11 protein-coding genes are annotated in these 13017 nt (G+C 35.9%); 7 read left to right on the top strand and 4 right to left on the bottom strand.

What is annotated here, in order from left to right; translation table 11 throughout:
• Positions 1–48: 48 nt before the first annotated feature.
• Together C7N65_RS02040 and sucB are read left to right on the top strand one after the other, a co-directional pair.
• Positions 49–2844 (top strand): 2-oxoglutarate dehydrogenase E1 component, encoded by a 2796-nt coding sequence (locus C7N65_RS02040; protein WP_105992800.1) that lies wholly within the window; start codon positions 49–51, stop codon positions 2842–2844.
• Positions 2845–2856: 12 nt separating this feature from the next.
• On the top strand, positions 2857–4131 hold the full coding sequence (gene sucB / locus C7N65_RS02045; protein ID WP_105992801.1) for a dihydrolipoyllysine-residue succinyltransferase: 1275 nt from the start codon (positions 2857–2859) through the stop codon (positions 4129–4131).
• Between the two features lie 193 nt (positions 4132–4324).
• Here sucB and C7N65_RS02050 read toward each other — a convergent pair whose 3' ends face one another.
• Positions 4325–4504 carry a Mid2-like cell wall stress sensor domain protein gene (locus C7N65_RS02050; protein WP_105992802.1) on the bottom strand — a complete coding sequence of 60 codons (180 nt, stop codon included), beginning with the start codon at positions 4502–4504 and terminating at the stop codon, positions 4325–4327.
• A 174-nt stretch (positions 4505–4678) separates the two neighbouring features.
• On the opposite strand from C7N65_RS02050, the gene C7N65_RS02055 reads away from it, so the two are divergent.
• From C7N65_RS02055 to brnQ3, 5 genes are all read left to right on the top strand, one after another.
• On the top strand, positions 4679–5494 hold the full coding sequence (locus C7N65_RS02055) for a lactoylglutathione lyase (RefSeq protein ID WP_105992803.1): 816 nt from the start codon (positions 4679–4681) through the stop codon (positions 5492–5494).
• 24 nt (positions 5495–5518) lie between these two features.
• The gene (locus C7N65_RS02060) at positions 5519–5722 is read left to right on the top strand and encodes a DUF6501 family protein (protein ID WP_105992804.1); all 204 of its coding nucleotides are present in this window, start codon (positions 5519–5521) and stop codon (positions 5720–5722) included.
• A gap of 89 nt (positions 5723–5811) precedes the next feature.
• Complete coding sequence (locus C7N65_RS02065) at positions 5812–6603, top strand: ATP-binding protein (RefSeq protein ID WP_105992805.1); 792 nt, start codon at positions 5812–5814, stop codon at positions 6601–6603.
• Positions 6604–6615: 12 nt separating this feature from the next.
• On the top strand, positions 6616–8508 hold the full coding sequence (locus tag C7N65_RS02070; protein ID WP_105992806.1) for a vWA domain-containing protein: 1893 nt from the start codon (positions 6616–6618) through the stop codon (positions 8506–8508).
• A 216-nt stretch (positions 8509–8724) separates the two neighbouring features.
• On the top strand, positions 8725–10068 hold the full coding sequence (gene brnQ3, locus C7N65_RS02075; protein ID WP_105992807.1) for a branched-chain amino acid-like transporter carrier protein BrnQ3: 1344 nt from the start codon (positions 8725–8727) through the stop codon (positions 10066–10068).
• Positions 10069–10168: 100 nt separating this feature from the next.
• Here the strand turns inward: brnQ3 and C7N65_RS02080 are convergent, their stop codons facing one another.
• From C7N65_RS02080 to C7N65_RS02090, 3 genes are all read right to left on the bottom strand, one after another.
• Positions 10169–11095 (bottom strand): diacylglycerol/lipid kinase family protein, encoded by a 927-nt coding sequence (locus tag C7N65_RS02080; protein ID WP_105992808.1) that lies wholly within the window; start codon positions 11093–11095, stop codon positions 10169–10171.
• A gap of 155 nt (positions 11096–11250) precedes the next feature.
• Positions 11251–12372 (bottom strand): toxic anion resistance protein, encoded by a 1122-nt coding sequence (locus C7N65_RS02085; protein WP_105992809.1) that lies wholly within the window; start codon positions 12370–12372, stop codon positions 11251–11253.
• Positions 12372–13010: a 5-bromo-4-chloroindolyl phosphate hydrolysis family protein gene (locus C7N65_RS02090; protein ID WP_105992810.1), complete on the bottom strand. Its 639-nt coding sequence runs from the start codon at positions 13008–13010 to the stop codon at positions 12372–12374. The genes C7N65_RS02085 and C7N65_RS02090 overlap by 1 nt, the downstream gene beginning before the upstream one ends.
• Positions 13011–13017 lie beyond the last annotated feature (7 nt).

The following is a 13017-nucleotide window of genomic DNA, read 5'->3' on the forward strand; positions in this document are numbered from 1 at the left end:
TGATATTATTTATTTGTAAGCGTTTCAATATATTGTGGAGGGAGTAATATGACGAAATATACACAGGTTAGTGAAGCACCTGTAAATTTCGGAGCTAATTTAGGGGTAATCATAGATTTATATGATCAATATCTACAAGATCCAACTTCTGTCTCTGAAGATTTACAAGTTCTATTCAGCACAATTAATAATGACAACAGAGAGGTGGCTGCAGCACCTTCATCAAGTTCAGATGATATGACAATTAAACAGGTTATGCGTTTAATTGACAACATCAGACAATACGGACATCTGCAGGCTGATATTTATCCCGTCAATCGTCCAGAACGCAAACACGTTCCTAGGCTTACGATTGAGGATTTCAACTTGACAAAAGAAGATTTAGAAAACATTTCTCCAGGCATCGTATCAGACCATTTTTCTGATATTTATGACAATGCGTACGAAGCTATTAAGCGCATGGAGAAACGTTACAAAGGACCAATTGCATTTGAATACACACACATCAACAACAATACTGAGCGCGCTTGGCTCAAACGACGTATTGAAACGCCATATAAAGCAAATATTAATAAAAGCCAAAAACTTGAACTGTTTAAAACTTTAGCACACGTAGAAGGATTCGAGAAATATCTTCATAAAAACTTTGTAGGGGCAAAGCGATTTTCTATTGAAGGTGTCGATACACTTGTTCCTATGTTGCAGCAAACATTGAAACGTGCAGCTAAAGAAGAAATTCAAAATATTCAAATTGGTATGGCACACCGCGGACGTTTAAACGTGTTGACGCATGTGCTTGAAAAACCGTATGAAATGATGATTTCTGAATTCATGCATACAGATCCGATGAAATTCTTGCCAGAAGATGGAAGCTTAGAATTAACATCTGGTTCAGCATGGACAAGTGATGTGAAATATCACTTAGGCGGAACAAAAACAACTGACTCTTACGGTACAAAACAACGCATTTCACTTGCGAACAACCCGAGTCACTTAGAAATTGTTTCACCTGTTGTCTTAGGTAAAACACGTTCTGTACAAGATGACCGTCATCAAGGCGGAAAAGTACAAACGGATTTCAAAAAATCAATGCCTATTTTAATCCATGGTGACGCAGCTTACCCTGGACAAGGTATTAACTTTGAAACAATGAACCTTGGCAACCTTGATGGTTACTCAACTGGCGGTTCATTGCACTTAATCACAAACAACCGTATCGGTTTCACTACTGAACCGACAGACGGCAGTTCTACAACTTATTCTACAGATGTCGCAAAAGGGTACGATGTGCCGATTATGCACGTCAATGCTGATAATGTAGAAGCAACTATCGAAGCAATCGATATTGCTATGGACTTCAGAAAAGAATTCCATAAAGATGTTGTTATCGATTTAGTCGGCTATCGTCGTTACGGTCATAACGAAATGGATGAACCATCTATCACTAACCCGATGCCATATCATAATATCCGCAAGCATCCGACTGTTGATCATATTTACGGTGAACAGCTTGTTGATGAAGGTGTCATTTCTAAAGATGAAATGAACGCTGTCTTAGATGATGTACAAAAAGAATTACGTGCAGCACATGATAAAATCGATAAAAATGATAAAACAACTACAAAAGACATGTCTAAACCTGATAGTTTAGAGTTACCATTACAACCAGATGATCGTGAATTTGATGTTGATGAATTAAAATCAATTAACGATGCATTGTTAAGCTATCCAACTGGTTTTGAAGTCTTGAAAAAACTTAACAAAGTTTTAGAGAAACGCAGAGAACCATTTGAAAAAGAGGATGGTTTAGTTGACTGGGCACAAGCAGAACAACTTGCATTTGCGACAATCATGCAAGACGGCACACCAATCCGCTTAACAGGTCAAGATAGCGAACGCGGTACATTCAGTCACAGACATGCTGTATTGCATAATCCTGATAATGGCGATGAATATATTCCATTACAACATGTTCCTAATCAAAGAGCATCTTTCGATGTGCATAACTCACCACTATCTGAAGCAGCAGTAGTCGGCTTTGAATACGGTTATAATGTTGAAAACAAGGGTACTATGAATATTTGGGAGGCCCAATACGGCGACTTCGCAAATATGGCCCAAATGATTTTCGATAACTTCTTATTCAGCAGTAACGCAAAATGGGGTGAGCGTTCTGGTTTAACATTGTTCTTGCCGCACTCTTATGAAGGTCAAGGACCAGAACACTCTTCAGCAAGATTAGAGCGCTTCTTGCAGCTATCTGCTGAAAACAATGCGACAGTAGTAAACTTATCAAGCTCAAGCAACTACTTCCACTTGCTTCGTGCACAAGCCGCAAGTCTGGACACTGACGCTATGCGTCCGTTAGTAGTAATGTCACCGAAAAGCTTATTAAGAAACAAAACAGTTTCTGATACAATCGATAAGTTTACAGATGGTCATTTCGAACCTATCTTGCCAGAAGAATATGAAGCAGACAAAGTTAAAAAAGTAATTTTAGCTTCAGGTAAAATGTTTATTGATTTGAAAGAGCGTTTGCAAAAAGAACCTGATGATTCAATCCTTCTTATCGCAGTTGAAAGATTATATCCTTTCCCTGTTGAAGAAGTACAAGCAATCATCGATCAATTAACAAACCTAGAAACAATTGCATGGGTTCAAGAAGAACCGCAAAACCAAGGTGCTTGGTCATTCGTATATCCTTACTTAAGCGATTTAGCAAGCGATAAATACGAATTGCAATACAGCGGCCGAATCAAACGTTCTGCGCCAGCTGAAGGTGACGGAGAAAATCATAAACTTGTACAAAAATCTATTATCGAAGAGAGTCTTAACAAAAATTAGGGGGAAAATAGTATGTCTGAGATCGTAGTTCCAGAGTTAGCAGAATCTATTACGGAAGGTACAATAGCTGAATGGTTGAAAAATCCTGGTGATTCAGTAGATAAAGGTGAAGCTGTTGTTGAATTAGAAACAGATAAAGTCAACGTTGAAGTTGTATCAGAAGAAGCAGGTGTTCTACAAGAACATTTAGCTGAACCTGGCGACACTGTTGAAGTAGGACAAGCAATCGCAACTGTAGGGGAAGGCAGCGGAAGTCCATCATCAAGTTCATCTGACGACAAACAAGAAGCACCTAAATCTGAAGAGAAATCAGAAAGCAAGTCTGAAGAAAAAGAAGCACCAGCAAAATCTGATGCTTCATCTGACAAAGACAGCAGCTCAAGCGACCAACGTGTCAACGCAACACCATCAGCGCGCAAATATGCACGTGAAAAAGGTATCGACTTAGCTGAAGTTGCTTCTAAAGGCAATGACGTTGTACGTAAAGACGATGTAGATCGCAAACAACAAGGCGGTCAATCAAGCCAAAAATCTGAAACAAAATCTGAAGCACCTGCTAAACAACAAAACAGCACACCTTCAAAACCAGTGATTCGTGAAAAAATGTCACGCCGTAAGCAAACTGCTGCGAAAAAATTATTAGAAGTATCTAATAACACAGCAATGCTTACAACATTCAACGAAGTAGACATGACAAACGTAATGAACTTGCGTAAACGTAAAAAAGAACAATTCATTAAAGACCATGACGGTACTAAATTAGGCTTCATGTCATTCTTCACAAAAGCAGCTGTAGCAGCATTGAAAAAATATCCAGCAGTTAACGCTGAAATCGATGGTCAAGATATGATTACTAAACAATTCTATGATATCGGTATTGCGGTATCTACAGATAACGGTTTAATCGTACCATTCGTTCGTGACTGCGATAAGAAAAACTTTGCGGAAATCGAAAGCTCAATCGCTGACTTAGCAGTGAAAGCACGTGATAACAAATTATCACTTGGCGACTTAATGAACGGTTCATTCACAATCACTAACGGCGGTATCTTCGGTTCAATGATGTCTACTCCAATCATTAACGGAAGCCAAGCTGCAATCTTAGGAATGCACTCAATTATCACTCGTCCAATCGCAATCGATAAAGATACAATCGAAAACCGTCCAATGATGTACATTGCATTAAGCTATGACCACAGAATCATTGATGGTAAAGAAGCAGTTGGATTCTTAAAAACAATCAAAGAGCTTATTGAAAGCCCAGAAGACTTACTTTTAGAATCATAATTGACAGTTTAAAACACACTATATACCTTAATACAACGGCGTTTGACGTCGTTGTATTTTTTTACATATATAACACTAAATCGCACTCAAAGAGTTCTACAGACCTGTTCCAAAATAAATAATCTATTGATTTATAACAAAATAGCAAGCATCAGCAAAACCATAAAGGTGCCGATGCTTGCTTTATACGCATTTAAATCATATTCATTACGATAAGTTCAATAATTGCTAGGACTACAAACACGATACATATCAATCCGAAGTGCTGCTTTTTAAGCTTCGCATTTTCTTTAAACGTGCCTGTAAAGTAGTTAATGCCTGAATAAGCAGCAATTAATACTGTGAGCGCAAAAAGTATCCAGAAATTAAGCATTTTAAATCATCTCCTTTGATTCCATCTTTCCAGATTAAAAATGCAATTTCTAATCGTTTATACTATTACTATACCTTAATTTGAAGGAAGTTATTCAATAGGTACTTCATCATACAAAAATCGTTCCATTTAAGTTATAATGAATGAGAAATCTGAAAAGAAGGTGTGGGTAAAATGGCAGGATTGCGAAGTGTTACAGTAGGTACTCAAAATCTAGAACAGACAATTCATTTATTTCATAATATTTTAGGACTTAATTACGAAAGACAAGGTTCAAAAAATGCGGTGCGTTTCGGCGATGCAGATTTAAGTCCAGGTACGAGAGTACACTTTATTGAAGTACCAAATTATACTACTGATGCCAACCATGTATTAAGTATCGGTTTGAGAACACCGACTGATTTAGGTTTAGAAGAATATCAGTCTATTTTAAGTCAAAATGAAATTCAATTCGGCGAAGTTATAGAAATGAATGATCATAAGCATTTCGAGTTCAAAGACGGTAACGGTCAGTTTTTTGATATTTATTCGAATGAACGCAACAGCGGGGTACCATTAGGTATGCCTACAGATGATAGTACTGTTAATCCTTTGCATCAAATTCAAGGGTTAGGACCAGTCATCGTACAAGTCAATGAAGTTTTATTGACTGCATCGATATTATCAAAAGTATTCGGTCTAGATCATTTTGCTGAATATACACCAACAACAGATGCTGACTTTAAAGTACAAGTCTTTCGAATCGGTGAAGGCGGTTTAGGCGGAGAATTACATATTTTCCAAGCTGGCGAGCCGATTGATATGGCGGAATACGGTTCTGTCGAACAAATCGAATTCAGTACAGATTCGAAACAAGCTTACCGCAATGCTGTACAGCAGCTGGAAATTATCGGTATTCCATATCAAACATTAGAACAAAAAGATTCTGAGTCTGTGCGAATTACTGAAAACAGCGGTCTATCATTCATCTTGACTTTAGAAAAAGCATAGGACATATAGAAAGGATTGAAATTTATGTTACATGAAGAATGGAAAGAAAAAGAACCAATTAAAAAAGTAGAGGTATTGCATACTGATGCGAAAAAATTCACAGTATCTGATATGCTTACAGTAGGCAAACAATATGACGTTGTTAATGAAACTGAAGAATATTATCAAATCATTGATAATTCAGGTAAAGTAGGCGGCTACTACAAAGATTACTTTAAAGAAGTATAGAAAGACATTTAATTTAATAGACATTAGCAGACTTGGGCATTGATGATGCCCCGGTCTATTTTTTGATGTTTATGCAAAGGAGAATTTTAATGGAACAACATCAGTATATTAACGCTGATAAAACAGTATTTGGCGATGCATATGCCATGATGCGTTTAAATAAAAATATATTATTAAAAGGACCTACAGGTTCAGGTAAAACAAAACTTGCTGAATCATTGAGTGAAGAAATCAATATTCCAATGTATCAAGTCAATTGTTCAGTTGATTTAGATGCTGAGAGTTTGCTTGGTTTCAAAACAATTCAAACAAGCGAAGACGGCACACAAGAAATCGTCTTTATTGATGGCCCTGTTATCAAAGCAATGAAAGAAGGCCATATCTTATATATTGATGAAATCAATATGGCGAAACCTGAAACATTGCCGATTTTAAACGGAGTACTCGATTACCGCCGCAGCTTAACAAATCCTTTTACCGGCGAAGTCATCAAAGCAAAACCAGGCTTTAATGTCATCGCGGCTATTAATGAAGGATATGTTGGTACATTACCGATGAACGAAGCATTGAAAAACCGCTTCGTAGTCATTCAAGTCGACTACATCGACGGTGAAACATTAAAAACAGTCATTAAAGAACAAAGCCGTTTAGATGATGACGCATTAATTTCTAAAATTGCAGCTTTCAATGAAGACTTGCGCACAATGACAAAACAAGGTCAAATCTCTGAAGAAGCAGCAAGTATCCGTGCATTAATCGACATGAGCGATTTGGCAACAGTCATGCCGATCGAACGTGCTATCCAACGTGCAATCATTGATAAATTAGAAGACGAACGCGAACAGCAAGCAATTATCAATGCAATAGAATTGAACTTTTAGTGAGGGATAAATATGAGCAATCGTTTTATCAAATTTAATGATGAAATTTTAGATGCTAAAAAAGTGATGATGCTGCAAGACTTGGCACGTCTTCTTCTTAAAAACAACCAGACGCATGTCAAAATTCAGAAATTCCCTTATTACGATCCGATTGAAAATGAACTGATTGCCAGTGTCTTTTGGACACATCGTCCAAGCCAAATTGAAATCACTGGTTTAAAAACAGATGTCTTGTTTGCGACATATGGTTATCGTTTAATGGATCAATTTATTGTGAATGAAGTACTAGATAACAATGAATTCAAACACCCAAGTTTCTTCAGACAAGTATTCAAATTATTAGAAGATATGCGTGTACTCAATGCGATTACAAATATCCGTCCTAGTATGAAAAGCGCGATTGAAATGCGTAAACGTATCAGATTAAACTATACAGAATCGCAAATCAATGTATATCGCACTAAAACAACATATACCGATTTGATTTTCTTATATTTAGAACAATCGCTTCTGACAGAAAACTTTTATGAAGTTCCAAGTATCCGCCCAGATTTAGACCCTATCATTCAAAGTATGTATATGTATCTGCCGAACTTCTTTATGAACTATACTACTGAAGATAATAAATTTTTAGCTGAAAGAATTATGTATCAGCTTGATGATCTTCTAGAAGAAGACATGCTCAATGAATATTACTATATACCGCGTAATGTCTATAAAGCACTGCAAGAACAAACATTCGAAGATTTAAAACGTGTAGATGCGGCAAATGTAGATGGTAAAGATAACAGTGATGAAGAGGATGACATCGAAACTGCAGAAGCTGAAACGAAAGCACAAGATTCAAAATCAGAAGGCGGCGCCTATTTAGAAATGGAATTGCATGAAGGCGAAAACAGTGAAGCTGTCAGTGATAATGATACTGCACGAGAAGGCGATGCATCAGATGATATGACAGATATGATGACGAAAAAAGGCAAAGGTTCTAATGATACGATTGATAACGAAGAGGGCGGACAAACCGGTGCTGCAGCACAACCATTTGCTTTGAAAGGTATCAATGAAAATGTAGAAGTACAGTGGCATACACCGGAAATTACAGATGAAGATAGAGCGAACTATCATTCAGTACATCAGGAAGTACAATACGAAATTAAAGATTTAACACAAATCATTCAAAAAACTATCGATCGCGAACAAATCGATGAACGCCATAATCTCACTAAAGGACGTCTACAGCGTGACTTGATTAATTGGTTTATTGATGACCAATATAAAATGTTCTATAAAAAACAAGATTTAAGCCGTTCGTTCGATGCGACATTTACATTGTTAGTAGATGCTTCGGCAAGCATGATTGATAAAATGGATGAAACGATTAAAGGTGTCGTACTTTTCCACGAAACATTAAAATCGCTGAATGTGAAACATGAAGTTTTAGCATTTAATGAAGATGCATTTGAAGCTGATGATAAAACACAACCTAATATCATCGACGAAATTATCGATTATAATTATTCTACCGGTTCGAAAGACAGCCCTAGAATCATGGAATTAACACCGCAAGATGATAATAGGGATGGCGTAGCAATTCGGCTTGCAAGCGAACGCTTATTGAGCAGATCGCATCATCAGCGTTTCTTAATTATATTTTCTGATGGCGAACCTTCTGCTTATAACTATGACCAAGATGGTATCATTGATACGTATGAAGCAGTAGAGGAAGCAAGAAAATACGGTATTGAAGTTTTCAATGTCTTTTTAAGCCAAGAAGAAATTACCGAAGACATTGAACGTACGATTCATAATATCTATGGACAATTTGCATTATTTGTAGAAGGTGTTGAAAACTTGCCAAGCCAACTTTCACCGCTGCTCAAGAAACTATTATTGAAATCTGTTTAAAAAATATACGCGTACAACTAGCAATGGTATTTTCAATTGTTAATTGTATGCGTTTTATTGTATTACAATTAAGTAATACGACATATTTTTCGAAAAAATGACATCATTTGCGCGATACTTTTTAAATTTTCTGAAAGTTTATATAGCATTTCCTTTTACGTTATGCTAAAATAAAGCAATGTTTAAGATTTATTGTAATAGAAGGAGCACATCAATATGAATAAAAACACATGGATTATCGGGTTTACTTTGTTTGCCATCTTCTTTGGCGCAGGAAACCTCATCTTCCCACCAAATTTAGGTTTAGATAGCGGGCACTATTTCTGGCCGGCTATTCTGGCATTTGTCTTAACGGGAATCGGGTTACCGTTATTAGGGGTAGTTGTAGGCGCTTTGGATAAACAAGGTTACATCGGCGCATTCAACAAAATATCACCAGTTTTCTCAGTGGTATTCTTAGTTGCTATTTACTTAACGATCGGACCGTTATTTGCGATTCCGCGTACTGCATCTACTTCATTTGAGATGACAGTTACACCGATTATCAATACAAACAGTCCTATTGCATTATTTATTTTCTCAGTAATTTATTTTGCGGTAGTATTGTACCTTTGTTTAACACCAGGTAAAATGGTGGATCGAATCGGTTCATTATTAACACCTGCATTATTAATTACAATTGTAGCTATGATTATTAAAGGATTTATGGACTTCGGCGGCAACCCGTCAAGTAATGGTACAGAAGCATATACATCAACATTATCAGGTTTCTCACAAGGGTTTACCCAAGGTTATCTTACAATGGATGCCATTGCGGCAATTGCATTCTCAATGATTGTTGTTAATGCAGTAAAAGCTACAGGTATCACACATGCCAACACTATTTTCAAACAAACAGCAATGGCAGGGGTAATTGCGGCTGCTGGTTTAATGTTCATCTATATCTCTTTAGGTTATATCGGAAACCATATGGTCGTTTCACCAGAGAAACTTAAAGATTTAGCAGATCATAACCAAAACATCGGTACTTATTTATTAACAACAATTGCTGGTACTGGTTATGGAGAGTTCGGTAAATATTTATTAGGTATTATCGTTGCACTTGCATGTTTAACAACTGCTTGCGGACTTGTAGTAGCAGTAAGCCAATACTTCAATAGTATTATTCCTAAAATTTCATACAAAGCATATGTAATTGGTTTTACATTAATCAGTTTAGTACTTGCTAATTTAGGTCTTAACCAAGTTATCCAACTTTCAATCCCAGTACTAATGATTTTATATCCAATCGGTATCACAACTGTATTATTAATTTTAATGGCACGATTCGTTCCAATGAAACCAATCGTACAACAATTTACAATCACAGTAATTACGATTACATCATTAATCAGTGTTGCAGTAGCTAAAAAATGGATTGCATTTGATGCATGGTCAAATTTACCATTAGCTAAAAATAGCTTAGAATGGTTCCCAATCGCGATTGTTTCAGTCATTATCGGCTATCTAATCAGTTTAGGATTCAAAAAACAATCACCGATTGTTTACGAAAAAGAATAAGCAAGCTAAAAAAGGTCTCGAATTTTTGTTCGAGACCTTTTTCCTATATACATACAAAATCAATTCAATTTACTTCGTGAAGTGATCCATAAATCACATTTTATGATTCTTGATTTTCAATATCCAAGTACAATAACTTCACTTTTTCTTTTAACACTTTAATTTCTGCAGGTGTTTCAAATAATATTTCTCCATCTATATCTAATTTAGTATTAGGTTCTGTTTTCAGCGTTGCCTCATCTGCAGAAACTAATGTGATGTTTTCAGTAATATCATTCCAATTCATACTATCTTTAACTTGGAAGAAATCTTTAATCATACTCATATTATGGTTTTTGAATAAAAAGATATTCATTTTGCCATCACAAGGCGATAAGTCTTCTAACGGTATACGGCTTCCGCCTACAAAATTACCGTTTGCTATGAGTATCATTGAAGTTTCGCCCGTATACGTTTCACCATTAGCTTCTACTTTATATTGATATGTGTCCGGATCAGCAATCACTTTGATTGTTGTAAATACATAACTCAATTTACCAAGAACTTTTTTCTTGTTAGAATCAACGTTCTCAGAGTTTTGAACCATCATACCAATACCAGCAAAGTTTAATGCAATGTGTCCATTAATATCTAGCACATCAAATGATTTTACTTGTGCATCCAATAATTCCGCAGATGCCGGGGCTGGTTTAGGTGATAAATTTAATGTTTTAGCAAAATCATTAAATGTACCGCCAGGGATAATGCCGATAGGGATATCTAAATTATTTAAGACTACACCATTTACTAATTCATTTACAGTGCCGTCTCCGCCCAAAATGAAAAAGACATCGTATGATCCATTATTTTCTTCGCGGATTTCATCGCAAAACCTTTTAATATCTCCTTCTTCTTTACTTAACTTAATTGTGAGTTCATCACACATCTGTGTAATATTTTCTATTACTTGGCCGAGCTCTTTATATAAGTTGCCTTGGCCTGCAGCTTTATGATAAAAAAGAACACCTTTATGAAAGTGTTGTGTCATAATAATCTACTCCTTTGACTGAATATCATGAATGGACTTCACTCTTTGATACCCTGAATCACAGCCTGATAAATATAAAATCTAAAAGCAGGTAAAAAAACGACTATCCTTTACTGCTTTGCAAAGCAGGGCAGATAATCGTTTTATCAAAAGTGTTATTGAACTTTATTATCTTTCATTGTTAATAATCTATCTTTCATGTCAGCTTCTAAGTGCTGCAGCTCTTGTTCAGCTTGTTGGCGTTTTTCACGACCTTCAGCTTGAATTTGCAATGTTTGTTCTACTGTTTCGATTATATTTTCATGCGTTGATTTCAACGTTTCAATATCAACAATACCGCGTTCATTTTCAACTGCAGTATCAATTGCATTTTGTTTTAATAGTTCAGAGTTCGCTGTCAGCAAATCATTAGTAGTATCTGTTACTGCTCTTTGTGCTGACATCGCTTGTCGTTGACGCATTAAAGTTAAAGCAATTGCCATTTGGTTCTTCCATAATGGAATACTTGTCAAAATAGAACTTTGAATCTTTTCAGCTAAAGTTTGGTTCACATTTTGAATCATACGGATTTGCGGTGCAGTCTGCAAGGAAATTTGTCGTGACAGCTGCAAGTCATAGATACGTTTATCTAAACGATCCGCAAATTGTTCTAAATCCGCAACTTCTTGAATATCCATTTGGTTGCCAGATTCATATGCTTGATTGCGCTTTGCGGGCAATTCATTATCTAGGATTTCTTTTTTCTTTTCTTGAGCAGCCGCAATATATAAATTAAGTTCATCAAAGTAGTTTTTGTTTTGATCGTATAATCCATTTAATAACTGGATATCTCTGTTCAAACTGTCTTTATGATTTTTCAATTCCACAGAAATGCGATCTACTTGCGAACCTACAGATTGCATTCTAGAGAAGATTTCATTTGCGGAAGCTTTGGCTCTTTTAAAAATTTTCTTTAAAAAAGAATCTTTTTCTTGTTTAAAATCATCCGGCTGTACTTCTTTTAATTTAGTCATTAATTGATTTAAAGTATCTCCGATAGGGCCGGTATCTTTTGATTTCACTTCACTCAGCATTTTATGCGAGAACGATGACATGCTGGATTGTGCATTAGAACCGAATTTCATTAAAGAATCATAGTTCATCGGTTCAATCTGGTTGGCAAGCTCGTGTATTTTCTTTTGTTGTTCTGGTGTGAAATCTTTATTTGCTTCCATTAAAGTAGTATCATTTGATACTTGCTCTTGTAACTCAGGCTGTTTAGGCATCTCATTAGCCATTAATCATGCTCCTTCCATTCGAGTTTGCGTTGTTGTTCTATCTTATTCATTTCCATTTCAACATCAAGTCGCGTGTAGTCTTCTTCATTAAGGCGCTTCAAATCCGCAACTAAAGTACGTTTTACTTCATCTAGTGTAATACACGTTTGTTCCAGCTTTTGTTTCTCTTCTTTAGATTTAGCAGGCATTTTAGCTAATCTTGTATAGCTCTCGATTAAATTTAAAGCATTATCTAAATGAGAATAAAAAAAGCTATCTACAATGAAGAATTTTTGAGGCTGCTGTCTTACTGTGAAATATATCGTTCTTGCTAATCTATGAATTTCATTCACTTGTTTAAAGTCTTTAATTGAACGTACATTAATAAAAGATTTTAACAGCTTTCTCACTTTAGTTTGTGCATTATTCAATTGGTGGCGCACAAACCTGAAATCTCTGCGTGTTAATCCTATTTCTTGTAAATATTTTTTTGATGTTAAAAATTGAGTAGGGAAGTAGAGTGCAAAAAATGTTGCGACACCGATTCCCAAATCATATACAAAAAGTATATCGAATGCATAGATACTTGTGAGCCAAGCGACAATTGCAGCTGGAACGCCTACGAGTGTTCCATAAATTCGAGAAATATAATATCTCAATTTACAT

The sequence above is a fragment of the Staphylococcus simulans genome (genome assembly GCF_002994445.1).
Lineage (GTDB): Bacteria > Bacillota > Bacilli > Staphylococcales > Staphylococcaceae > Staphylococcus > Staphylococcus simulans_B.

Coding starts and splice junctions, on each gene's coding strand:
- C7N65_RS02040 (WP_105992800.1), top strand. CDS start 49: ATGACGAAATATACACAGGTTAGTGAAGCACCTGTAAATTTCGGAGCT.
- sucB (WP_105992801.1), top strand. CDS start 2,857: ATGTCTGAGATCGTAGTTCCAGAGTTAGCAGAATCTATTACGGAAGGT.
- C7N65_RS02050 (WP_105992802.1), bottom strand. CDS start 4,504: ATGCTTAATTTCTGGATACTTTTTGCGCTCACAGTATTAATTGCTGCT.
- C7N65_RS02055 (WP_105992803.1), top strand. CDS start 4,679: ATGGCAGGATTGCGAAGTGTTACAGTAGGTACTCAAAATCTAGAACAG.
- C7N65_RS02060 (WP_105992804.1), top strand. CDS start 5,519: ATGTTACATGAAGAATGGAAAGAAAAAGAACCAATTAAAAAAGTAGAG.
- C7N65_RS02065 (WP_105992805.1), top strand. CDS start 5,812: ATGGAACAACATCAGTATATTAACGCTGATAAAACAGTATTTGGCGAT.
- C7N65_RS02070 (WP_105992806.1), top strand. CDS start 6,616: ATGAGCAATCGTTTTATCAAATTTAATGATGAAATTTTAGATGCTAAA.
- brnQ3 (WP_105992807.1), top strand. CDS start 8,725: ATGAATAAAAACACATGGATTATCGGGTTTACTTTGTTTGCCATCTTC.
- C7N65_RS02080 (WP_105992808.1), bottom strand. CDS start 11,095: ATGACACAACACTTTCATAAAGGTGTTCTTTTTTATCATAAAGCTGCA.
- C7N65_RS02085 (WP_105992809.1), bottom strand. CDS start 12,372: ATGGCTAATGAGATGCCTAAACAGCCTGAGTTACAAGAGCAAGTATCA.